The 21,613-nt window shown below is 74.2% G+C and carries 21 protein-coding genes; 9 read left to right on the forward strand and 12 right to left on the reverse strand.

All coding sequences use genetic code 11. The annotated features are described in order from the left end of the window. Positions 1-116 precede the first annotated feature (116 nt). Positions 117-929, forward strand: coding sequence for a VOC family protein (locus ACFYNX_RS13025; RefSeq protein WP_388660927.1), 813 nt, complete (start codon positions 117-119; stop codon positions 927-929). Positions 930-1,025: 96 nt separating this feature from the next. Here the strand turns inward: ACFYNX_RS13025 and ACFYNX_RS13030 are convergent, their stop codons facing one another. Then, positions 1,026-2,504 (reverse strand): MFS transporter, encoded by a 1,479-nt coding sequence (locus ACFYNX_RS13030; protein WP_388660930.1) that lies wholly within the window; start codon positions 2,502-2,504, stop codon positions 1,026-1,028. A 109-nt stretch (positions 2,505-2,613) separates the two neighbouring features. On the opposite strand from ACFYNX_RS13030, the gene ACFYNX_RS13035 reads away from it, so the two are divergent. The 4 genes from ACFYNX_RS13035 (at position 2,614) to ACFYNX_RS13050 (ending at position 8,178) form a co-directional block, all read left to right on the forward strand. Continuing rightward, positions 2,614-3,093: a MarR family winged helix-turn-helix transcriptional regulator gene (locus tag ACFYNX_RS13035; RefSeq protein WP_388660932.1), complete on the forward strand. Its 480-nt coding sequence runs from the start codon at positions 2,614-2,616 to the stop codon at positions 3,091-3,093. Positions 3,094-3,468: 375 nt separating this feature from the next. Further along, on the forward strand, positions 3,469-5,307 hold the full coding sequence (locus ACFYNX_RS13040; RefSeq protein ID WP_388660935.1) for a S8 family serine peptidase: 1,839 nt from the start codon (positions 3,469-3,471) through the stop codon (positions 5,305-5,307). Between the two features lie 222 nt (positions 5,308-5,529). After that, on the forward strand, positions 5,530-6,459 hold the full coding sequence (locus ACFYNX_RS13045) for a diiron oxygenase (protein WP_383434186.1): 930 nt from the start codon (positions 5,530-5,532) through the stop codon (positions 6,457-6,459). Positions 6,460-6,519: 60 nt separating this feature from the next. Beyond that, on the forward strand, positions 6,520-8,178 hold the full coding sequence (locus tag ACFYNX_RS13050; RefSeq protein ID WP_388660938.1) for an FAD-dependent oxidoreductase: 1,659 nt from the start codon (positions 6,520-6,522) through the stop codon (positions 8,176-8,178). A 131-nt stretch (positions 8,179-8,309) separates the two neighbouring features. Here ACFYNX_RS13050 and ACFYNX_RS13055 read toward each other — a convergent pair whose 3' ends face one another. Then, the gene (locus tag ACFYNX_RS13055) at positions 8,310-8,888 is read right to left on the reverse strand and encodes a Type-2Aa cytolytic delta-endotoxin (protein ID WP_125662498.1); all 579 of its coding nucleotides are present in this window, start codon (positions 8,886-8,888) and stop codon (positions 8,310-8,312) included. A gap of 119 nt (positions 8,889-9,007) precedes the next feature. Next, entirely contained in the window at positions 9,008-9,856 is an 849-nt protein-coding gene (locus ACFYNX_RS13060; protein ID WP_388660941.1) for a LysR family substrate-binding domain-containing protein, read from the reverse strand. A 62-nt stretch (positions 9,857-9,918) separates the two neighbouring features. On the opposite strand from ACFYNX_RS13060, the gene ACFYNX_RS13065 reads away from it, so the two are divergent. The 4 genes from ACFYNX_RS13065 (at position 9,919) to ACFYNX_RS13080 (ending at position 12,874) form a co-directional block, all read left to right on the forward strand. Further along, positions 9,919-10,317: a DUF5997 family protein gene (locus tag ACFYNX_RS13065; protein WP_365543260.1), complete on the forward strand. Its 399-nt coding sequence runs from the start codon at positions 9,919-9,921 to the stop codon at positions 10,315-10,317. A 165-nt stretch (positions 10,318-10,482) separates the two neighbouring features. Further along, entirely contained in the window at positions 10,483-11,469 is a 987-nt protein-coding gene (locus ACFYNX_RS13070; RefSeq protein ID WP_388660944.1) for a universal stress protein, read from the forward strand. Beyond that, positions 11,466-11,966: an NUDIX hydrolase gene (locus ACFYNX_RS13075; RefSeq protein ID WP_125662485.1), complete on the forward strand. Its 501-nt coding sequence runs from the start codon at positions 11,466-11,468 to the stop codon at positions 11,964-11,966. Before ACFYNX_RS13070 ends, ACFYNX_RS13075 begins: the two co-directional genes overlap by 4 nt. 113 nt (positions 11,967-12,079) lie before the next feature. Beyond that, on the forward strand, positions 12,080-12,874 hold the full coding sequence (locus ACFYNX_RS13080) for a VOC family protein (protein ID WP_365543254.1): 795 nt from the start codon (positions 12,080-12,082) through the stop codon (positions 12,872-12,874). Positions 12,875-12,893: 19 nt separating this feature from the next. On the opposite strand, the gene ACFYNX_RS13085 is transcribed toward ACFYNX_RS13080, so the two are convergent. From ACFYNX_RS13085 to ACFYNX_RS13125, 9 genes are all read right to left on the reverse strand, one after another. Then, complete coding sequence (locus ACFYNX_RS13085; protein WP_030212092.1) at positions 12,894-13,088, reverse strand: hypothetical protein; 195 nt, start codon at positions 13,086-13,088, stop codon at positions 12,894-12,896. A gap of 132 nt (positions 13,089-13,220) precedes the next feature. Then, positions 13,221-13,886, reverse strand: a complete 666-nt coding sequence (locus tag ACFYNX_RS13090; protein ID WP_388660947.1) for an ABC transporter ATP-binding protein — start codon at positions 13,884-13,886, stop codon at positions 13,221-13,223. Then, on the reverse strand, positions 13,879-14,874 hold the full coding sequence (locus tag ACFYNX_RS13095) for an ABC transporter ATP-binding protein (protein ID WP_388661546.1): 996 nt from the start codon (positions 14,872-14,874) through the stop codon (positions 13,879-13,881). Before ACFYNX_RS13095 ends, ACFYNX_RS13090 begins: the two co-directional genes overlap by 8 nt. Positions 14,875-14,927: 53 nt before the next feature. Next, complete coding sequence (locus ACFYNX_RS13100; RefSeq protein WP_388660950.1) at positions 14,928-15,764, reverse strand: ABC transporter permease; 837 nt, start codon at positions 15,762-15,764, stop codon at positions 14,928-14,930. Then, positions 15,757-16,722: an ABC transporter permease gene (locus tag ACFYNX_RS13105; protein ID WP_388660953.1), complete on the reverse strand. Its 966-nt coding sequence runs from the start codon at positions 16,720-16,722 to the stop codon at positions 15,757-15,759. The genes ACFYNX_RS13100 and ACFYNX_RS13105 overlap by 8 nt, the downstream gene beginning before the upstream one ends. Beyond that, positions 16,710-18,194, reverse strand: a complete 1,485-nt coding sequence (locus tag ACFYNX_RS13110) for an ABC transporter substrate-binding protein (RefSeq protein ID WP_388660956.1) — start codon at positions 18,192-18,194, stop codon at positions 16,710-16,712. The genes ACFYNX_RS13105 and ACFYNX_RS13110 overlap by 13 nt, the downstream gene beginning before the upstream one ends. Before the next feature lie 135 nt (positions 18,195-18,329). Continuing rightward, on the reverse strand, positions 18,330-19,415 hold the full coding sequence (locus ACFYNX_RS13115) for an acyl-CoA dehydrogenase family protein (RefSeq protein ID WP_388660959.1): 1,086 nt from the start codon (positions 19,413-19,415) through the stop codon (positions 18,330-18,332). Continuing rightward, complete coding sequence (locus ACFYNX_RS13120; protein ID WP_388660962.1) at positions 19,412-20,614, reverse strand: acyl-CoA dehydrogenase family protein; 1,203 nt, start codon at positions 20,612-20,614, stop codon at positions 19,412-19,414. The genes ACFYNX_RS13115 and ACFYNX_RS13120 overlap by 4 nt, the downstream gene beginning before the upstream one ends. Next, positions 20,611-21,579: an NADPH:quinone oxidoreductase family protein gene (locus tag ACFYNX_RS13125; RefSeq protein WP_388660965.1), complete on the reverse strand. Its 969-nt coding sequence runs from the start codon at positions 21,577-21,579 to the stop codon at positions 20,611-20,613. Before ACFYNX_RS13125 ends, ACFYNX_RS13120 begins: the two co-directional genes overlap by 4 nt. Positions 21,580-21,613: the final 34 nt, after the last annotated feature.

Below are 21,613 nucleotides of genomic sequence, written 5' to 3' on the forward strand. Positions count from 1 at the left end.
CCTGGGTGAATCCGCGCATGCGGGCCGGCCGGACGGGGAAGGGGCGCACGGCGCACTCTGGACGCAGGGGGCATTCTGGTGGGACGGACGCGCTCTGGACGCAGGACGACGAGGAGGTGGCGCCGGTGGCCGGACCGACGATCGGGGAGGCCGTGGGAGCACCGTGCTGGCTGAACCTGTCCGCACGGGATCTCGGTACGGCGGAGCGGTTCTACGGGTCCGTGCTGGGCTGGACGTTCCGGCGGGGCGCCCTCGGGGACGGGTACGTGGTGGGCGAGCGGGACGGGGTGCCGGTGGCCGGGATCGCGGCCGTGGCGGCCGAGATGCAGGTGCCGGTGGCCTGGACGGTGTTCTTCGCCGTCGACGACGCCGACGCGGCGGTCGGGCGGATCCGGGAGCGCGGCGGCACGGTCGGCGTGGGCCCGATGGCGTTCCCGCCCCGGGGCCGCGCGGCGCTCGCCACCGACCCGGAGGGTGCGGCGTTCGCGGTGTGGGAGGGGCGGCGGGTGTCGCGCTGGCAGGTCGGCGAGCGGAAGGCGCCGGCCTGGGTGGAGCTGCACACCCGCAACGCGTTCGACGCGGCCGTGTTCTACGGCGGGGTGCTGAAGTGGGCGGACGGCAGTCCGCACTGCTGCGAGGTGTCGTACGAGGACGACCAGGTGGTCCTGCGGTACGAGGGGGAGGCCGTCGCCCGGCTGAACAGCGGTCCCGTCGAGTCCGCCTCCCCCCGGCCGCAGTTGCGGCCGCGCTGGCTCGTCCGCTTCCGGGTGTCCGATCTGGAGGCGGCGGAGGCGGCCGCCCTGGAGCACGGCGGGGCGCTGGTCCCGGGCGGCGAGTGGGGCGGGGTGCGGCAGCCGGAGGGCGGCGGGCGGCGCGCGGTGGTGCGGGACCCGGACGGGGCGCTGTTCACCCTGGAGGCGGAGGACTGAGGCGGCCTGGAGGCGTGCTCCCGGAGTGTCCGTGAGGGCCCCGGTGATCGTGTGGTCCACGGTCGCCGGGGCCCTTCGGCGTCCGGTCCCGGCGGGTCAGGCAGGGGCTTCGGCTTCGGTTTCGGCTTTGGAGGAGGCGCGTACGGCGGCGGAGCCGCTCCCCTCCGCCTCCACGGCATCGGCGGCGAACCGGGCCGGGACGAGGGCGGCGACGACCGCGGCCACGAGGCCGACCCCGCAGCCGATGAGCATGGCGACGCGGAAGCCGTCCTCGGAGGGCAGCGCGTGGCCGCCGAGGGTGGTGGTCATCTGCGCGAGGACGACGCCGATGACGGCGGCGGAGACGGAGGTGCCGATGGAGCGCATGAGGGTGTTGAAGCTGTTGGCCGAGGCGGTCTCCTCCTGCGGCACCGCGCCCATGATGAGCGCCGGCATGGCGCCGTAGGCGAGTCCGACGCCCGTGTTGCAGACGAGGGTGACGGCGAGCAGGCCCCAGGTGGAGCCCATCAGGGCGAGGGAGGAGCCGTAGCCGGCGGAGATGACGAGGGCGCCGACGGAGAGCGTGACCTTGGGGCCGCGGGCGGCGGAGAGCTTGGCGCCGAGCGGGGCCAGGACCATCATCATCAGGCCGGCCGGGGCCATCCACAGGCCCATGGCCATCATCGACTGGCCCAGGCCGTAGCCGGTGGCCTCGGGGAGCTGGAAGAGCTGGGGGACGACCAGGGACTGGGCGTACATGGCGAAGCCGACCAGGACCGAGGCGGCGTTGGTCATGAGGACGACGGGCCGGGCGGTGACCCGCAGGTCGACGAGGGGGTCGGGGGTACGGAGCTCCCACGCGCCCCAGGCGAGCAGGACGACGACCGCGGCGGCGAAGAGGCCGAGGATGGTGGCGCTGCCCCAGCCCCAGCTCGCTCCCTTGGAGACGGCGAGCAGCAGGGCGACGAGGCCGGTGCCGAGGCCGAGCGCGCCGGGCAGGTCGAAGCGGCCGGGGGCGGCGGCGCGGCGGCCGGCGGGGACGAGGTGCCAGATCAGGGCGCCGACGAGGAGGCTGAGGCCGGCGGCGACCCAGAAGAGGACGCGCCAGTCGGTGTTCTCGGCGACGGCGGCGGAGAAGGGCAGGCCGAGGGCGCCGCCGACGCCCATCGAGGCGCTCATGAGGGCGATGGAGCCGCCCAGCCTCTCCGGCGGGAGGATGTCGCGGAGCAGGCTGATGCCGAGGGGGACGACGCCCATGCCGAGGCCCTGGAGGCCGCGTCCGACGATCATCGGGACGACGGAGGAGGCGAGCGCGCAGACGACCGAGCCGGCGACGAGCGGGACCACGGAGACGAGCAGGACCCGCCGCTTGCCGAGGGTGTCGCCGAGGCGGCCGGCGACGGGGGTGGCGACGGCGCCCGCGAGGAGGGTGGCGGTGATCACCCAGGAGGCGTTGGACGCGGTGGTGTCGAGCAGCCGGGGGAGGTCGCCGATGAGCGGCACCACCAGGGTCTGCATGAGTGCGGCCACGATGCCCGCGAGCGCGAGGACGCCGACGACGCCTCCGGGTCGGGCGTCGGGCTTGGAGCCGTCCACGTGTTCTCCCTAGGTCTTCACGACGATGCGCATGCATCATGCACATGAATTGCCGAATACACAAACTATGTACGATGCACATCACATCCTCGCAGGAGAGAATGCCTCCATGGACAAGCCCGTGGACAAGCTCGTGGACAAGCCCACCCGTCTGGTCGAGTTCGAGACCATGCTGCTCGGCCGGCACGCGCACCTGTACGCGCCCCGCTCCCGGGCGGGCGGCGGGCAGCTCGACCGCAGCGCGTACGTCCTGCTCAGCCGCATCCGGATGCACGGACCGATGTCCATCGGCCAGCTCAGCGAGGCCTTCGGCCTCGACGCCTCCACCCTCAACCGGCAGACCGCCGCGATGCTGCGCGCCGGCGTCGTGGAGCGCATCCCCGATCCGGACGGCGGCATCGCCCGCAAGTTCCGCATCACGGAGGAGGGCGAACGCCGCCTGGAGGCCGACCGCGCCGCGAACGTCGCGGGTCTGGAACGCGTGATGGAGCACTGGTCCCCCGAGGACGTCTCCCGCTTCGCCGCCTTCCTGGAGCGCTTCAACCGCGACATCGAACGCCTGGAGGGCCGCCCCTGGCCGCGCCCCTGAACGGGATCGTCCGCTTGCGGGGCCGCCCGCGGACGTTCTCGCTCTCCCATGACGTGACGTACGTGGGCGGCGGCTCGTCGCGGGAGCCCGAGAAGACCGGACGCGCGGCCCGAACAGCCGCCGGTCCGGACCCGGAAGGGGCGGGAGGCGCCCCGGGAGCGGAGGGCCCGCACCGTCTTCCGTTCCCCTCCCCCGCCGGACATCCGTCCAGGAAATCCGGCCTTTCCGGCGCCATAGGTCAACAGTACGTAACGCGAACACGCTTCTCGGACAGAACACTTCCTTCCGGGGAGCGATTCTGGGATCTTGCGTCCACCCCACACATCACAGGGCCCGGCCGGCGCCACAGGCGCCACCGGGTCATCGGAGGACGCAATGTTTTCCCTCATATCCGGCCGGACGGCCGGCCGGTCGAGAACCTCGGCCACAGCCGTCGCGGCCCTCGGCACGATCATGGCGCTCGCCACCCCCGCCGGACTCGCCCACGCAGCAACGTCGGACACCGCGCCCGTCGCGGCCCGTTCGACGGGGGCGAGCACGGCCGGCACCGCGAAGGCGGCCCCCGCCGCCCCTGCCGCCTGGGCCGCGGGCACCCGCGCGTACCTGGTGATCACGGCCCCCGGCGGCACCGCCGCCGTGACCGGCGCCGTGGCCACCAAGGGCGGTTCGGTCTTCGCGACCTACGACGCGATCGGCGTGATCGTGGCGCACTCGACGTCCGCGACGTTCGCCGCCTCGATGCGCACGGTCGGCGGCGTCCAGCAGGTCGGCGCGACCCGTACGTCCGACGTCCCGGCCGACGCCTACAACCCGGCCCTCCCGGCCAACCCGTCGCAGTCGGCGACCACGCTCACGGAGTCCAACCGCTGGGACATGACGCAGATCAAGGCCGACCAGGCCTGGGCGGTCACCACCGGTTCGGCGTCGGTGAAGGTCGGCGTCCTGGACACCGGCGTGGACGACCAGCACCAGGACATCGCGCCCAACTTCAACGCCGCCGACTCGGCCTCCTGCGCCTACGGCAAGGCGGACACCCGGGCGGGCGCCTGGCGGGACGTCGACACCCACGGCACGCACGTCGCCGGCACGATCGCGGCCGCCAAGAACGGCAAGGGCGTCATCGGCGTCGCGCCGGGCGTGAAGATCTCCTCGGTCCGCATCGCGGAGCCGAACAGCACGCTGTTCTTCGCGGAGAACACGATCTGCGGCTTCGTCTGGGCCGGTGACCACGGCTTCAAGGTCACCAACAACAGCTACTACACGGACCCGTGGCAGTTCAACTGCCCGGACAACCTGGACCAGGCCGCCATCATCGAGGGCGTCCGCCGGGCGCAGGAGTACGCCGAGGGCAAGGGCTCGCTCCAGGTCGCCGCCGCCGGCAACTCCAACTACGACCTGGCGAACAAGACGACCGACTCCGAGAGCCCCAACGACTCGACGCCGGTCACCCGCACCATCACCAACGCCTGCATCGACATCCCGACCGAGCTCCCGGGCGTCGTGACCGTGGCCGCGCAGGGCAACGGCGGCGCCAAGGCCTCGTACTCGAACTTCGGCAACGGCGTCATCGACGTCGCGGCCCCCGGCGGCGACGGCTCCTCCGGTGTCTACTCGACGCTCCCGGGCGGCAAGTACGGCAACATGAACGGCACTTCGATGGCCTCCCCGCACGTGGCCGGCGTCGCGGCGCTGATCGCGAGCGCGAACCCGTCCTTCACGCCGGCGCAGATCCGGGACCAGCTCGGCGTCCAGGCGACCGACAGGGCCTGCCCGTCGGACACCCGCTGCAAGGGCACCGCGACCAAGAACGGCTTCTTCGGCGAGGGCTCGGTCGACGCCCTGAAGGCCGTCGGCGGCTCGACCCCGCCGCCCGGGAAGTACTTCGAGAACCTGACGGACGTCACGGTTCCCGACAACACCACGGTGGAGAGCCCGATCACGGTCAGCGGCGTGACCGGCAACGCGCCGGCCGCCCTCAAGGTCGGCGTGGACGTCAAGCACACCTACATCGGCGACCTGAAGGTCGACCTGGTGGCCCCGGACGGCAGCGTCTACACGCTGCACAACCGGACCGGCGGCAGCGCGGACAACATCGTCCAGACCTACACCGTCAACGCCTCGTCCGAGGTGGCGAACGGGGTCTGGAAGCTGCGCGTGAACGACAACGCGAGCCAGGACTCGGGCAAGATCGACGCCTGGAACCTGACCTTCTGACACCGCGCGACCCCTTGACGGGGCCGGAGCCGCCTCGGCTCCGGCCCCGTTCGCGTGCGCCCGGAAAGGGGCTCGCGCGCGTGCGCCGGAGAGGTTTCGGAAACAAGTCCTTACCGAGGGGTAGGCCTACCCGGGCACCTTGCTATACGTTCCGTCTAACAAGCTTGCTAGACGGGACGTCTAACAAGCCTCCGAGTCGATCGCGACCCAAGGAGCCGCACCATGGCAAGCAGCACCGTTCGCCCGGACAGCCACGACGGAGCCGAGGACGGGAACGTCTCGGACGCGGACGTCGCCGAACGGCTGCTCCGGTCCGCGGCCAAGCTCTCGTACGACCCCGCCGCCGAGGTCGACTGGGACACCCCCCTCGACAAGGACTTCCACGGCCAGAGCCCCGAGTGGAACAGCCTCTACGGCACGGCCTACTGGAACGAGATGACCGAGGAGCAGCGCAAGGAGCTGACCCGGCAGGAGGCCGCCTCGGTCGCCAGCACCGGCATCTGGTTCGAGATGATCCTCCAGCAGATGGTGCTGCGGGACATGTACGCGAAGGACCCCACCGACCCCCGGTTCCAGTGGGCCCTGACCGAGATCGCGGACGAGTGCCGCCACTCGATCATGTTCGGCCGCGGCTCCGCCAAGCTCGGCGCCCCCGCCTACCGGCCGCGCCGCGCGGTGCTCGAACTGGGCCGCGCCTTCAAGACGGTGGGCTTCGGCGAGGCCGCGTACGCCGCGATCCTCGTCGCCGAGGAGGTCCTCGACGTCATGCAGCGCGACTGGATGCGCGACGAGCGGGTCGCCCCCTTCGTGCGCACCATCAGCAACATCCACGTCGTCGAGGAGTCCCGGCACATGAAGTTCGCCCGGGACGAGACGCGCCGCCGCCTCGCGCGGGCGAGCACGGCCCGCCGCCACTTCCACGCCCTGGTCGTCGCCATCGCCTCGTACTACATCGTCACCAGCATGGTCAGCCCCGACGTGTACGCGCAGGCCGGACTCGACCCGGAGCGGGCGCGCCGCGAGGCCGCGGCCAACGAGCACTACAAGTCCCAACTGCGCTCCAGTTGCGCCGGACTCATGGAGTTCCTCGCCTCGGCCCGTCTGCTCACCCGGCCCGCGCTGCTCATCTACAGGCGCGCCAGCCTGATCTGAGCCGCGCGTCCGCGCCCGCACCCCTCCGCCCGCACCTCGCACCCGAACCGAGTCGACGAGATGACCTACGCGATCACCCAGACCTGCTGCAACGACGCGACCTGCGTCGCCGTCTGCCCGGTCAACTGCATCCACCCGACGCCCGGGGAACCGGACTTCGGCACCACGGAGATGCTGTACATCGACCCCAAGGCCTGCATCGACTGCGGCGCCTGCGCCGACGCCTGCCCGGTCGACGCGATCTTCCCGGCCGACCGCCTCACCGGACGGCTGCGGGAGTACGAGGCGATCAACGCGGAGTACTACGCGAACCGTGAGCCCGGCCCGGCCGTGGCCTCGCCCAACTTCCACGCCTGGGGCGAGCCCGCCTTCCCGCGCTCGCTCCCGTCCGACTTCGCCCCGCTGCGGGTCGCGGTCGTCGGCACGGGACCGGCCGGCATGTACGCCGCCGAGGACCTGCTCCTGCACACCAACGCCGAGGTGACGCTGATCGACCGGCTGCCGGTGGCCGGCGGCCTCGTCCGGTACGGCGTGGCGCCCGACCACCCGGCGACCAAGGGCGCCGGGGAGACCTTCGCCCGCTTCCACTCGCACCCCCGCGTCCGGATGCGGCTCGGCGTGGAGATCGGCAGGGACGTCACCGCCGAGGAGCTGGCCGCCCACCACGACGCGGTGGTCTACGCGGTGGGCGCGCCCTCCGACCGGCGGCTCGGCATCCCCGGCGAGGACCTGCCGGGCAGCGTCTCGGCGACCTCCGTCGTCTCCTGGTACAACGCGCACCCGGAGACCGGCGCGGACGCCGTCCCGCTCTCCGCCGAGCGGGTCGTCGTGGTCGGCAACGGCAACGTGGCGCTCGACGTGGCCCGCGTCCTCGTCATGGACCCGGCCGCCCTCGCCGGCACCGACATCGCCGACCACGCCCTCGCCGCCCTGAGCGGCACCCGGGTCCGCGAGGTGGTGCTGCTCGGCCGCCGGGGCCCCGAGCACGCCGCGTACACGGCCTCCGAACTGCTCGCCCTCAAGCACCTCCCGGGCGTGGACCTGGTCGTCGACGACCGGGACCCGCGCACCGGCGCCGCGATCGACGCGGCGGCCGCCGGGGAGAAGGCGGCGCTCCTGAGGGACACGGCCCGCGAGGCGGTGGACTGGGCCCGGCCGCCCGCGCCGGACCGGCGCCGGATCGTCCTGCGCTTCCACTCCGCGCCGGTCGAGGCGCTCGGGACCGACGCGGTGCGAGCGGTCCGGGTGACCGAGGACGGGACGGAGTCCGGTACGGAGATCGGGGCGGGGCTGCTCGTCCGGGCGATCGGCTACCGGGGCGTGCCGCTGCCGGGCCTTCCGTTCGACGAGGCCACCGGCACCGTGCCGCACGAGGCCGGCCGGATCAGGGGCATGGCGGGCGGCTACGTCGTCGGCTGGTTCAAGCGCGGGCCCTCCGGCGGGATCGGGGCCAACCGGGCGTGCGCGGAGGAGACGGTCGGGACGCTGCTCGCGGACGCGGTCGCGGGGGCGCTGCCGAAGCCGACGGGCACGTCGGCGGAGTTCCGCAGACTGGCCAGGAGCCGCAGCAAGGGGCTCGTGGACGCGCGCGGCCTCGCGGCCATCGACCGGACCGAGCGGGCGCGGGGCCGGGACGCGGGCCGTCCCCGGGTCAAGCTGGCGACGGTGCCGGAGCTGGTCGCGGCGGCACGGGGCGGTCGCTGGCGCCGGCCGGTCTGAGCGGCGGGCGTCCTCCCGCGCGGTACGGGGGTCCGGCCCGGGACGGCGGGCCGGCGGCGGTGCGGTGTGTTGCGTGTTGCGTGTTGCGTGTTGCGTGTTGCGTGTTGCGTGTTGCGTGACCGGACGGGCCGTCAGGCCACGAGGTCCAGGGTCTGGCGGATCACGATCGCGTTCAGCCGCACCGCGAAGGGCACGACGTCCGTCAGGTCGAGCGCGACGGCCTCCGCCTTCGGCAGCTCGACGGTCACGTCCACGCAGAAGGCCAGGGCGTACATGTGCTCCCCGGTCTCCTCGTCCTGGAGGGCGAAGAACAGGTCCCGGTAGAAGCGGGTGCGCTCCCCGGACTCCTCGTAGAAGGAGAGGCCGGGCTGCCCCTCCTGGGCGGCGAGCCCCGTGAAGGCCGCGACGAGCTCCCGCTCGACGGTGGCCCAGAAGCCGGCCTCCGCGCACTCGGGCGGGAGCGCCTGCCGGACGGCCTCCTTGAGGGAGAGGACCATGACGAGGACGGGGGCGTGCTCCTGGAGCCCCCAGCCCCTGACCATCCGCACCACGCTGCTGTCCGGGACGGCGGCGGCCGCCGCCCGTATCGCCTCGAAGTCGAAGTTGACGGTCGCCGGGGCGATCGCCTCCTGGAACACCCGGTCGATGGACCGGGCCTGGTCGAGGTGGTCCGGGCCCACCTCGACGACGGTCCTGAAACTGGCGGCCAAAGCTCCTCCTGGGGTGATCTCTGCGATCTCGGTGATCTCGGTGATCAGGAGGGGTCAGTATGCCGAGGGGCCCGGGGGCGGGCGGGAGGTGTCCGGCGTGCGGACACCCCGGTCAGGGCTCAGGACCTGCGGCGGGGCTTCCCGCTCCGGCCGCCGCGCGCGGAGCCCGAACCCCCGGCGCCCCGGCCGGAGGCGCCGCCGCCCCTGCGGGCCGCGGGCCGTCCGGAGGTGCGGGAACCGGCGCCCGGCTTGCCGGACTTGGCCGGCTTCCCGGTCGTGGCGGGCTTCTGTTCCTTCCGGCCCTTGCTCTCCTCGGCGCGGCGGCCCCGGGTGCTGTTCACCGTCCGGCCGCGCACGATGCCGATGAACTCCTCCACCAGGTCGGGGGCCTCGTCGGCGGCCGGCCACGACAGGGCGACGCGGGACTGCGGGACGCCGGTGAGCGTCCGGTAGGTGAGGTCCTTGCGGTGGTGCAGCCGGGCGAGGGACTGGGGGACGACGAGCAGGCCGACCCCGGCCGCGACGAGTTCGACCGCGTCGGCGGTGGTCGCGGGACGCTCGAACGCCGGACGGCCCGGCGGGCGCTCCCAGCCGAGGGTGTCGTCGAGCGGATGCAGGACGAGCTCGTCGGCGAGGTCCTCCGCCGCCACCTCCTCGACCGCCGCGAACAGGTGGTCCTTGGGGACGACGACGACCGTCGTCTCCGTGTAGAGCGGGATCGCGCTGAGGTCGTCCCCGTCGGCGGGGAGCCGGACGAGGCCCGCGTCGGCCGCGCCCTCCCGGAGCGCGCCGAACGCCTCGGCCGGGGTCACGGCGTGGAGGGTCAGCGGTACGTCGGGCAGGCGCTCGTTCCAGATCCGCACCCACTTCGAGGGGGTCACGCCCGGCACGTAGGCGAGCCGGAAGGAGGGCGGGTCCGGGGAGGGATCCGGGGAGGGGGCCGAGGGGGAAGCGTCCGAGCCTGTCACCCCGCCAGGTTACGGCAGCCGCCGTGGTCGGAGTCCGTCCACATGCTCGATACCCTGGTCGCATGACGTCGCACCAGAACACCCAGACGATGAAGCCCGCGACCGCGGCGAAGAAGCTGGGTGTGTACCTCGAGGCCACCCCCGCGGAGTTCCAGGAGGGTGTCGTCTCGCGCACCGAGCTGAACGAGCTCCAGGCCGATCCGCCCGCCTGGCTCCAGGAGCTCCGGAAGAACGGCCCGCACCCCCGCCCGGTGGTCGCGTCGAAGCTCGGCGTGTCCATCGCCGGTCTCGCGCGCGGCGGCATCACCGAGCCCCTCACCACGGAGCAGATCGACGCGCTCAAGCAGGAGTCCCCCGAGTGGCTCCAGAAGGAGCGGGCCACCCAGGCGGAGGTCCGCAAGGAGACCGCCCGCATCAAGGAGCGCGACGAGGAGCGGGCGCGCCGCGCCCAGCAGGCCTGACGGGCGCGGGAGGCCCGGTCGGCGCGGAAGGCCTGACCGGCGCGGGAGGCCCTGCCGCTTCCCCGACTCCCCTGCTTTCCCCGCCTCCCCCCTTCCTTCCTCCGGCCCGGTCACGACCGGGCCGGACCGGTGTGGCGCGGGGGCCGGTGAGGGAGTCATCCCCTCATGAGTGATCACCCCCTCACGCAGGACGCCGACACCGCGCACCGGCCGCCGGTCGTCGTCGGCTTCGACGGGTCCGAGCACGGCCTCCGGGCCCTGGAATGGGCCCTGAGCACCGCGGAGGGCTCCGGTTCCCCGCTGGTCGTGGCCCACGTCCGCCCCGAGGGCCTCCAGCTCGGCGCCGCCCGCGTCGAGTCCCAGGGCGTGGTCCCGGAGCTTCCCGACACGGTGCTCACCGGCGTGGCGGCCGGGATGGAGCGGCGCGGGCCCCGCGTCCCCGTGCGCTACGAGTCCCTCGACGGGTCCGTGACCGACGCCCTGGCGGCGGTGGCCCGGGGCGCCCGCCTCCTGGTGACCGGCTCCCGGGGCCGCGGCGGCCTCGCGAGCCTGCTGCTCGGCTCGACGAGCCGCGCCCTGGCCGCGAGCGCGCCCTGTCCGCTCGTCGTCGTCCCCCACGAGGCCCGCGCGGCCGTCCCCGGGGACGGGCCGGGGGCGGGCCGGGTGCTCATGGGCCTGCACCCGGAGGAGTCCCCGGACGAGGTGCCGGCCTTCGCCTTCGAGGAGGCGCACCACCGGGGCGTGCCGCTGGAGGCCGTGACCGCGTTCCGGCTGCCCCCGCCGCAGGGGGCCCTGCTCGCCGCGCCGTCCCCGGCGCTCCAGGTGCCGCCCCCGCTGCCCCTGGCGGACGACGCCGAGGAGCTCGTACGGGGAGCGGAGCGGGAGCAGGAGGAGCGTCTGCGGCCCTTCGCCGCGCGGTGGCCCGACGTGGAGCTGCGCCCGGTGGTGGTGCCCGGGGACGCGGCGGGGCGGCTCGTGGAGGGCTCGCGGGACGCGGGCCTGGTGGTCGTGGGGCGGCACCACCGGCACCACCTGGGCTCGCTGCTCATCGGCTCCGTCGCCCACGCGGTGCTGCACGGGGCGCACTGCCCGGTGGCGGTGGTCCCCCCGGCACCCGCAGGCCGGGGTGGACTGGTAGAAGAAGGGCCATGACCCCTTCCGAGCACGCCGCCGCAGCCCTGCGCAACGTCCAGCCGCCGCCCGCCCACGCCTCCCTCGGGGCGGGCGTCGTCGTGACCGACGGCTCCGGCCGGGTCCTCCTCGGGCTCCACCGCTCCGGGGTGTGGGAGCTGCCGGGCGGCAAGGTCGAGCCGGGCGAGTCCGTGGAGGCGGCGGCGGTGCGCGAGCTGGCCGAGGAGACGGCGCTGGTCGCGGACCCGGCCGACGTGGAGGTCCTCGGGCTGCTCCTGGACTCGGTCACCTCCGACCGCATGACCCGGATGACCGTGGCCACGGCGGTGGGCGCCTTCCGGGGGACGCCGGCCGTGACCGAGCCCGACAAGATCGAGCGCTGGGAGTGGACGGACCCGGACCGGCTGCCGGAGGCGCTGTTCCTGCCCTCGGCCCAGGTCCTGCGGACCTGGCGGCCGGACCTGCCGATCCCCGACGGCCCGTTCCACCGGTACGCGATGGGGCGGCTGCCCGGCTGACGCGGGGCCCGGCGGTCCGGTGCCGTTCCCCGTCGCCGCGCGGGGTGCGACCGCCCTGGCTAGCGTGGCTGGGAGGAAGGAAGCACCCCGTCGACCGGAGGAGAGTCACCGCCATGGCCGCACGACCCGAAGGCACGCCGGTCTGGACCGACGCGATGTTCACCGACGCCGAGGGCGCCAAGACGTTCTACGAGGACGTGCTCGGCTGGACCTTCGCCGAGGCCTCCACGGAGTTCGGCGACTACACCCAGGCCTACCGGAACGGGAAGGCGGTCGCGGCCGTCGTCCCGCCGATGCCGGGGCAGGACACCCCGCCGCAGTCGGCCTGGTGTCTCTACTTCTCCTCGCCGGACGCCGCCGCCACGGCGGAGCGGATCCGGACCGCGGGCGGCACCGTCCTGATGGAGCCGATGCGGATCGGGGACTCCGGGACGATGTGCCTCGCGCGGGACCCGGCGGGCGTCGTGTTCGGCGTCTGGCAGCCGGGAGAGCACGAGGGCTTCGAGCTGGAGGGCGAGGCCGGATCGTACGCCTGGGCGGAGGTGTTCACCCGGGAGCCGGAGAAGTCCGACGCCTTCTTCACGTCCGTCTTCGGCTACGGCTCGAAGCGGATGAAGGGCCAGGACGTCGACTACCGGGTCTTCGACCTGGGGAGCGATCCGGTCCTGGGGCGGATGACGATGGCCGAGGACTTCCCGCCGGAGGTCCCCTCGTACATCCAGATCTACTTCGCCGTCGACAACTGCGACAAGGCCGTGGAGGCGGCGGAGCGGCTCTCCGGGCGGAGGGTATTCGGGCCGATGGACAGCCCGTTCGGCCGGTTCGCGGCGATCCTGGACCCGCAGGGGGCCGCCTTCGCCGTGATCGACATGAGGACTACCGTGGGCGAGATGCCCGAGATGGAGTGACCCGCTCCGCGCCGGCGGGTCACGGCTTGAGGCTGGAGACCACGTCGGCGGTGGCGGCGACGCCCTCGTGGATGGTGGGCGCCATGCTGGTGCCGGCGAGGAAGAAGCCGAGCAGGGCGCAGACGATCGCGTGCGAGAGCTTCAGACCGCCGTTCCGCAGGAAGATCACGGCCAGGATCAGCAGGAGCAGCACCACAGAAATGGAAACGGCCATCGCCTTCACGTCCCTCCGACGCCGCACCGGAATTGCGGCTTTCGGCGGACAGTGTGGCGGAATGAGCGCTCCGTCCGGGCGTACGGCAGGGCGGCCATACGGGTGAGATCCGGTCCAGGGCGCCCCGGGCGGTCACTTCCCGGCGGGCAGACAGTCCCGCCACTCCACCGTGCGGTCGCACCAGCGGTCCAGGAGGACGCGGTCGTGGCCGACGGCGAGGAGGCCCGCGCCGGTCTCCGCGCGGTAGGCCTCGACGGCGGCGACCAGGGCGGCCGTGGTGGAGGCGTCGAGCATGGCGGTCATCTCGTCGCAGACCAGCCAGCGGGGGCGCAGGGTCAGGGCGCGGGCGAGGCAGGCGCGCTGGAGCTGTCCGTCGCTGACCTCGTGGGGGCGGCGGACGAGCAGGTCGGGGGTGAGGCCGACGGCCGGGGCCAGCTCGGCGAGGCGTCCGGGAGCCTCGGCGCGGCGGCCGGTGGCGCGCAGCGGTTCGACGACGAGGTCGGCGAGGGTGAGCCGGGGGTCGGCGGCGGTGCGGGGCTGCTGGAAGACGACGCCGACGGCGGTGCGCAGTTCGCGCGGGGCGCGGTGGCGCCAGGCCCGCACCTCGGTGCCGTCCAGGACGAGCCGGCCCGCGTCGGGGCGGTGGAGGAGGGCGGCGACCCGGGCGAGGGTGGACTTGCCGCAGCCGCTGGGGCCGAGGAGGCCGACGGACTCGCCGGGGGCGACGGTGAGGGACGCGCCCCGGAAGACGGGGGCGCGGCGGTCGTAGCCGGCGGTGACGGCGTCGAGTTCAAGCACGGGGGTGCTCCGGGTGGTGGCAGGCCACCCCGGCCGTGGGCTCGGGGCGGGTGGCGCAGAGGTCGGTGGCGCGGGGGCAGCGCGGCACGAAGGCGCAGCCCCCGGGCAGGTCGGTGAGTTCCGGGGGCATGCCGGGGATCGGCGTGAAGGCCCGGTCGGGGAGGGCGTCGAGCAGTCCCCGGGCGTAGGGGTGGCGGGGGCCGACGGGTCCGAAGAAGCGGTGGGCGGGGGCGATCTCGACGATCCGGCCCGCGTACATGACGGCGACGCGGTCCGCGATGCGTGCGGCGGCGGCCAGGTCGTGGGTGATGAGGAGCAGGGCGCGGCCGTCGTCGGCGTGGCGTCGCAGTTCGTCGACGGTGCGGTCGACGAGGTCGCGGTCGAGGCCGGTGGTGGGCTCGTCGGCGAGCAGCAGCCGGGCGTCGCCGATGAGGGCGAGGGCGGTGGCGGCGCGCTGGGCGAGGCCGCCGGAGAGCTCGTGCGGGTACCGGTCGAGGTGGTCGGCGGGGAAGGAGGTCCGCTCGGCGGCGGCCTCGGCGGCCCCGCGCCGGGCGCGGCGGGAGGTGCCGGTGAGGGCCCGGACGGTCTCTTCGAGCTGGGACCGCACGGTGCGGACGGGGGTGAGGTGGGCGGCGGGGCTCTGCGGTACGAGGCCGGCGCGGCGGCCCCGTACGGTGCGGGCGAGGGTCTTCTCGTCGGCGGCGAGCAGGTCGGTGCCGTCCTGGCCGCCGGGGCTCGCGAGCAGGGCCGTGCCGGAGGTCTCGGCGTTGCCCGGGAGCAGGCCGAGGAGGGCGGAGGCGAGGACGGACTTGCCGCAGCCGCTCTCGCCGACGAGGGCGAGGCACTCCCCCGCCGCGAGGTCGAAGTCGGCGTCGCTGACGGCGTCGACGGTGCGGCCGCCGCGGAGCCGGAAGCGGACGGTGAGGCCGCGGACGCTGAGGAGGGCGTCCTCGGCGCGCCCGGCGGTGACGGCGTCGAGCGCGCGCAGGAGCTTGCTCTCCGGGTCGGGGGCGTTCGGGGCCTTCGGGGCGCGGGGCGCGTTCACAGCATCAGCTCCGATCGGCGGCGCGGGTTGAGCCGGTCGCGCCACACGCCCGCGAGTCCGGCGATGGCGAGGGTCGGCACGATGAGGAGGAGGCCGGGGAAGAGGGTGGGCCACCAGTACCCGGCGAGGAGCGAGGAGCGCGCGTTCTGCACCAGGTTGCCCAGGCTGGCCCGGTGGCTGGGGAGGCCGAGGCCGAGGAAGGAGAGCGCGGACTCGTGCCACATGGCGTGCGGGACCATCAGGACGGCGGCGAGCCCGGCCTGCGGCAGGACGGCGGGCAGCAGGTGCCGGACGGCGACGCGCCACCGGCCCGCGCCGCCGGAGACGGCGGCGTCCACGAAGGGCCGGGTGCGCAGGGAGAGGACCTCGGAGCGCACGATCCGGGCGGTGGAGAGCCAGTGGGTGACGGCGACGGAGACGATGACGGGCCAGACGCCGGGCCGGAAGAGGGCGACGACGAAGATGCCGAGCAGCAGGTGCGGCACGGAGGAGAAGGCGTCGACGAGCCGCATGAGGGTGCGGTCGGCCCAGCCGCCGAGCGCGCCGGCGGCGGCTCCGACGGCGGTGCCGATGACGGTGGCGACGAGCGCGGCGACGAGTCCGACGAGGAGCGAGACCCGCAGGCCGTAGACGCAGCGCAGGAGGAGGTCGCGGCCGAGGTCGTCGGTGCCGAAGGGGTGGTCCCAGGACGGCGGCAGGAGCTTGCGGGAGAGGTCGACGGCCTGTTCGTCGAGCTGGACGAGCGGCGGCACGAGCAGTACGGCGAGGAGGACGACCGCGACGGTCGCGGCGGAGGTCCACAGGCGCAGGCGGTGGGTGCGCGGGTCAGCCATCGAAGCCCACCCTCGGGTCGGCCAGGCCGTACAGCAGGTCGGAGAGGAGGTTGCCGAGGAGGACGGCTGCGGTGGCGAGGACGGTGAGCGCGGCGAGCAGCGGGAAGTCCACGGAGGTGGCGGCCGTGACGGTGGCGGCGGCGATGCCGGGCCAACTGAAGACGGTCTCCACGAGGAGGGCGCCGGTGATCAGCTCGGGGACGCGGGAGCCGACGAGGGTGAGCATGGGGAGCATTCCGGAGCGGAGGGCGTGGCCGGTGAGGACGGTCCGCTCGCTCAGGCCGCGGGCGCGGGCGCCGCGCACGGGGTCCTCGTCGAGGGCGTCGCCGACGCCCTGGCGGACGTACAGGAAGAACCACGGGAGCTGGGAGATCCCGAGGACGAGGGCGGGCAGCAGGAGGTGGCGGGCGACCTGGTCGAAGGTGACGGTGTCGCTCGCGGTGTCGGTGAGTCCGCCGGCGGGCAGGGCGCCCAGCTTCAGGGCGAAGAACCAGATGGCGAGGAGACCGAGCCAGAAGGCGGGGGCGGCTTCCAGGGTGTACGCGACGGAGCTGACGGCCCGGTCGAGGAGGCCGCCGCGGCGGCGCCCGGCGAGGACGCCGAGGAGGGTGCCGAGCGCGATGGCCACGGCGAAGGCGGTGGCGGCGAGCAGGACGGACCAGCCGACGCGCTCGGTGATGACCTCGGCGACGGGCCGGCGCATGACGGCGGAGTCGCCGAAGTCACCGGTGAGGGCGGCGGTGAGCCAGTCCCACCAGCGGGTGAGGAGGGGCCGGTCGACGCCGAGGTTGGCGCGGAGCTGGTCGAGGTTCTCCTGCGAGGCGGTGAGTCCGGCGGTGCCGGCGTAGGCCTTGACGGGGTCGAAGGGGGAGGCCTCGGCGACGGCGAAGACCGCGAGGGTGACGCCGAGGAGGACGGGAACGGCGGCCAGGGCGCGCCGTCCCGTCATCCGTGCCATGGCCCCCCAGGGGAGGCGGCGTTCTTCACCAGTTCGCGCTGGACGGTGTCGTACGCGGCGTGCCGCCGGGCGGGGTCGTTCGTGCGGCGGCCGTCCTCCAGGGCCTTGTCGACGGTCTTGTTGTCGTACCAGGCCATGTTGTTGAAGCCGTCGCCGCCGAGGGAGGACTTCAGGAGGAGGTACTGGTCGAAGTCGGGGTCGCCGGGCGAGCCGCCGCCGGCGAGGACGGCGTCGGTCTTCATCCGGGGCTCGATGACCTCCCAGGTGCCGGCCTGGGTGGTGATGTCGACGCCGGCCTTCTTGGCGTCGGAGGCGTAGGCGAGGGCGTGGTCCTGGCGGAGCTTGTCGCCGGAGAGGTACCAGAGCGGGAAGGCGGCGCGGACGCCGTTCTTGACGCGGACGCCGTCGGGGCCGGGCTTCCAGCCGGCCTCGTCGAGGATCTTCCGCGCCCCGGCGAGGTCGTGGCGGCGCTCGGTGCCCTTGGTGAACCAGGGGCTGTCGGTGGGGACGGGCCCGTAGGCGGGCTTTCCGGCGCCTTCGAGGATCTTGTCGACCATGGCCTCGCGGTCGACGGCGAGGTCGAGGGCGCGGCGGACGGCGGTGTCGCCGGTCACCCGGTTGTGGGTGGGGAGGGTGACCGTGCGGTAGTCGTAGGTCTTCGCCGCCCAGGTCTTCTTGGACGTGTCGGCCTTGAAGCCGGCGGCGAGGTTGGGCGGCAGGATGGCGCCGTCGAGGTCGCCGGCGCGCAGCCGGGTGGCGCGGACGTCGTCGTCCTTGATGATCGCCATGGTGAACTTCTTCACCGGCGGCGCGCCGTTCCAGTAGGTGGGGTTGGCCTTGAAGCTGAGCTTCTCGCCCTTGGACCAACCGGTGAGGACGTACGGTCCGGTGCCGATCGGCTTGGTGGTGAAGGCGCCGGTGTTGACGTCCTGCTGCGCGGCGACGTGCTCGGGGGCGATGGCATGGACGGTGCGCTCGGCGAAGGGGGCGTAGGGGTACTTGAGCCGGAAGACGACGGTGTCGTCGCCGACCGCCTCGACGCTCTCGAGGGCGTCGAGTTCGGTGCGGGAGGGGTTGTTCGTCTTCGGGTCGAGGATCGTGCGGTACGTGAAGACGACGTCCTTCGCGGTGAAGGGGGCGCCGTCGCTGAAGGTCACGCCGTCACGGAGCTCGTACGTGTAGGTGAGGCCGCCGTCGCTGACGCGGGGCAGTGCGCGGGCGAGGGCCGGCTTCAGCTTCATGTCGGCGTCGAAGGCGAGGAGGCCGTCGAATATCTTCGAGTTGCCGTCCTTGCCGTAGCCGAGGAGGGGGCTGAGGCTCTCGGGCTCGTAGGCGATGCCGACGACCGCGGAATCCTTGGGCCCGCCGGTGCCGTCGGCGGTGGAGCCGGGGTTCGTGCAGGCCGCGGCGGTCAGGGCGAGGGAGCCCGCCAGCACCGTGGCCGCCGCGTTGCGGATGGATCGGGCGGTCATCGTGTCCGTACCCCTTTTGAAGATCAACTGTTTTTGCCAACAGCTTGCAATTAAACAGTATGTATAAGGGGTACGGACACAGGGCCCCTTACAGGGCGCCGGGAGGTCCGCTTGCCGGGGCGCCGGGAGGGCGGCTCACCGGGGCGCCGGGAGGTCCGTCAGGGCGGCGATCACGTCCTGGTGGCGGCCCGCCGAGCCGAACGCGACCTGGTCGGCCTTGGCCCGCTTGAGGGCGAGGTGCGCGGGGTGCTCCCAGGTCATGCCGATCCCGCCGTGCAGTTGGACGCACTCCTCTGCGGCGCGGACCGCGACCCCGGAGCAGTACGCCTGGGCGACGGACACCGTGAGCGGGGCGTCCGGGGCGCCCTTGGCGAGGGCGTCGGCGGCGGCGCGGGCGGCCGCCCTGGCCCCGACGACGTCCAGCCAGAGCCGGGCCATGCGGTGCTTCAGGGCCTGGAAGGAGCCGACGGGCCGGTTGAACTGGTGGCGTTCGCGGGTGTACCGGACGGCGTCCTCCAGGCATCGTTCGGCGAGGCCCGACTGCTCGGAGGCGAGCAGTCCGGCGCCCGCGAGCAGGCCGCGCCGGACGGCCGCGCGGGCCGCGTCGGGTCCGGCGAGCCGGGTGCCGGTGCCGGGTTCCGCGGTGACCCGGGCGAGCGGGCGGGTGAGGTCGAGCGGGCTCTGCGGCTCGACCGTCGCCTCACCGGCCGGCACGGCGTACAGGCCGTCGGCGCGCGGGACGAGCAGGACGTCGGCGGCGGGGGCGTCGGCGACGGCCGCCGCGGAGGGGGCGGACGGCGGGTCCGCGTCCGGCGCCGTCGACAGGGGGACGGCGAGGACCGCGACCGTGCCGCCGCCCGCGACGGCGGCGAGGAGTTCGGCCGCCGGGGCGCTCTCCGCCGCGAGGGCGAGCAGGGTCTCGGTGGCCACCACCGCGCCGGTGAGGTACGGCAGCGGGGTGACCGCGCGGCCCAGCTCCTCCAGGACGACGGCGGCCTCGCGGTGGCTCGCGCCCTGGCCGCCGAGCTCCTCGGGGACGAGGAGTCCGGCGGCGCCGATGTCGGTCGCGAGGGACTTCCAGAGGCCGGGGACGTACGGGGTGTCCGTCTCGATCCGGTCGAGGAGGACCGCGTGGCCGGCCCGGTCGGCGAGCAGGGCGCGGACCGCCGCCCGCAGGTCGTCCTCGGTGTCGGAGTAGAGCAGGTCGGGCTGGTCCGTCATCGCGCGAGGTCCTTCCAGGGGACGTCCTTGTCGTTGCGGGGCTCGGAGGGCAGTCCGAGGACCCGCTCGGCGACGATGTTGAGGAGCACCTCGCTGGTGCCGCCCTCGATCGAGTTGCCCTTGGAGCGCAGGTAGCGGTAGCCGGCGTCGCGGCCGGTGAAGTCGACCAGTTCGGGGCGGGTCATGGCCCACTCCCCGTACAACAGGCCCTCGTCGCCGAGGAGTTCGACCTCCAGGCCGCTGATGGCCTGGTTGAGCCGGGCGAAGCCGAGCTTCATGGCGCTGCCCTCGGGGCCGGGCTGGCCGGCGACGAGCTGCTGGCGGAGGCGTTCGCCGGTGAGCCGGGCCACCTCGGCGTCGACCCAGAGGTCGAGGAGGCGCCGGTGCAGCTCGTGGGTGCGCAGCTCGGGGCGCTCGCGCCAGGTGGCGGCGGCCTTCCCGATCATGCCGCCCTCGCGGGGGATCCGGGCCCCGCCGATGGAGACCCGCTCGTTCATCAGGGTGGTCTGGGCGACCCGCCAGCCGTCGCCGGGCTCGCCGAGGCGGTGGGCGTCGGGGATGCGGACGCCGGTGAGGAAGACCTCGTTGAACTCGGCCTCGCCGGTGAGCTGGCGCAGCGGCCTGACCTCCACGCCGGGGTCGGTCATGTCGCAGACGAAGTAGGTGATGCCCCGGTGCTTGGGGGCGTCCGGGTCGGTGCGGGCGATGAGGATGGCCCAGCGGGCGAGGTGGGCGCTGGAGGTCCACACCTTCTGTCCGTCGACCACCCACTCCTCGCCGTCCCGGACGGCCCGGGTGCCGAGGGCGGCGAGGTCGGAGCCGGCGCCGGGCTCGCTGAAGAGCTGGCACCACACCTCTTCGCCGACCCACAGCGGCTTCAGGAAGCGGCGCTTGACCTCGTCGGAGCCGTACGCGAGGAGGGTGGGGGCGGCCATGCCGAGGCCGATGCCGATCCGGCGCGGATCGTTGTCGGGGGCGCCGGCGGCGGCGAGTTCGGCGTCGACGACCGTCTGGAGGGCGCGGGACGCGTCGAGGCCGCCGAGGCCGACGGGGTAGTGGACCCAGGCGAGGCCGGCGTCGAAGCGGGCGCGCAGGAAGTCGGTGCGGTCGGTGGTGGCGGGCGGGTGCGCCTCCAGGAACGTCCGGGTGAGCGCCCGGAGTTCGTCGGCGCCGGGCGCGGTCGGGTGCGGGCCGGTCACGCGGGGACCCCTTCCGGGAGGACGACCAGGCGGCCGGTGGTGGTGCCGTCGGCGACGCGCCGGACGGCGTCGGCCGCGCCCGCGAAGGGGACGCGTTCCGCGACGAGCGGCTTGATCAGGCCCTTGGCGGCGTAGGCGGTGAGGGTCTCGTGGCAGCGGGCGATGGAGGCGGGGTCCTTCGCCGCGTACAGGCCCCAGTGGAGGCCGAGGACCGAGTAGTTCTTCACCAGGGCGTGGTTGAGGGCGGGCGCGGGGACGGTGCCGCTCGCGAAGCCGACGACCACGATCCGGCCCTCGAAGGCGACGCACTTCGCGGACTGCCGGTAGGCCTCGCCGCCGACCGGGTCGTAGATCACGTCGGCGCCCCGGCCGCCGGTCGCGGCCTTGACGGCGGCGACGACGTCCTCGGAGCGCCGGTCGATCACCAGGTCGCAGCCGAGGGCGCGGGCGACGGCGGCCTTCTCGGGGCCGCCGGCGACGCCGATGACGGTGGCGCCGGCCGCCTTGCCGAGCTGGACGGCCGCGCTGCCGACGCCGCCGGCCGCCGCGTGGACGAGGAGGGTCTCGCCCTCCTTGAGGGCGGCGCGGCGGTGCAGGCCGAACCAGCCGGTCTGGTAGCCGATGTGGAGGGCGGCGGCCTCGGCGTCGTCGAGGGCCTCGGGGGCCGGGAGCAGCCCGGCGGCGTCGGCGAGGGCGTGGTCGGCGAAGCCGCCGTGCGGGAGGGCGGTGGTGGCGATGACCCTGCGGCCGTCCTCGGTCTCGGCGCAGACCTCCACTCCGGGGGTGAAGGGCAGCGGGGGGCGCACCTGGTAGTGGCCGCGGCAGAGCAGCGCGTCGGGGAAGTTGACGTTCGCGGCGCGGACCCTCAGGAGGACCTGGCCCTCGCCGGGGACGGGCGGCTCCACCTCTTCGCGGCGCATCACCGCGTCCGGTTCGCCGTTCTCGTACACACGCCATGCCTGCATCCGGAAGCCTCCTCCGTACCGAGCGGTCGGTTGC

This window comes from Streptomyces sp. NPDC007872 (genome assembly GCF_042868165.1).
In the GTDB taxonomy this organism is placed as follows: Bacteria; Actinomycetota; Actinomycetes; order Streptomycetales; family Streptomycetaceae; genus Streptomyces.

Coding starts and splice junctions, on each gene's coding strand:
- ACFYNX_RS13035 (WP_388660932.1), top strand. CDS start 2,614: ATGGACAAGCCCGTGGACAAGCTCGTGGACAAGCCCACCCGTCTGGTC.
- ACFYNX_RS13040 (WP_388660935.1), top strand. CDS start 3,469: ATGTTTTCCCTCATATCCGGCCGGACGGCCGGCCGGTCGAGAACCTCG.
- ACFYNX_RS13045 (WP_383434186.1), top strand. CDS start 5,530: ATGGCAAGCAGCACCGTTCGCCCGGACAGCCACGACGGAGCCGAGGAC.
- ACFYNX_RS13050 (WP_388660938.1), top strand. CDS start 6,520: ATGACCTACGCGATCACCCAGACCTGCTGCAACGACGCGACCTGCGTC.
- ACFYNX_RS13065 (WP_365543260.1), top strand. CDS start 9,919: ATGACGTCGCACCAGAACACCCAGACGATGAAGCCCGCGACCGCGGCG.
- ACFYNX_RS13070 (WP_388660944.1), top strand. CDS start 10,483: ATGAGTGATCACCCCCTCACGCAGGACGCCGACACCGCGCACCGGCCG.
- ACFYNX_RS13075 (WP_125662485.1), top strand. CDS start 11,466: ATGACCCCTTCCGAGCACGCCGCCGCAGCCCTGCGCAACGTCCAGCCG.
- ACFYNX_RS13080 (WP_365543254.1), top strand. CDS start 12,080: ATGGCCGCACGACCCGAAGGCACGCCGGTCTGGACCGACGCGATGTTC.
- ACFYNX_RS13085 (WP_030212092.1), bottom strand. CDS start 13,088: ATGGCCGTTTCCATTTCTGTGGTGCTGCTCCTGCTGATCCTGGCCGTG.
- ACFYNX_RS13100 (WP_388660950.1), bottom strand. CDS start 15,764: ATGGCTGACCCGCGCACCCACCGCCTGCGCCTGTGGACCTCCGCCGCG.
- ACFYNX_RS13105 (WP_388660953.1), bottom strand. CDS start 16,722: ATGGCACGGATGACGGGACGGCGCGCCCTGGCCGCCGTTCCCGTCCTC.
- ACFYNX_RS13110 (WP_388660956.1), bottom strand. CDS start 18,194: ATGACCGCCCGATCCATCCGCAACGCGGCGGCCACGGTGCTGGCGGGC.
- ACFYNX_RS13115 (WP_388660959.1), bottom strand. CDS start 19,415: ATGACGGACCAGCCCGACCTGCTCTACTCCGACACCGAGGACGACCTG.
- ACFYNX_RS13125 (WP_388660965.1), bottom strand. CDS start 21,579: ATGCAGGCATGGCGTGTGTACGAGAACGGCGAACCGGACGCGGTGATG.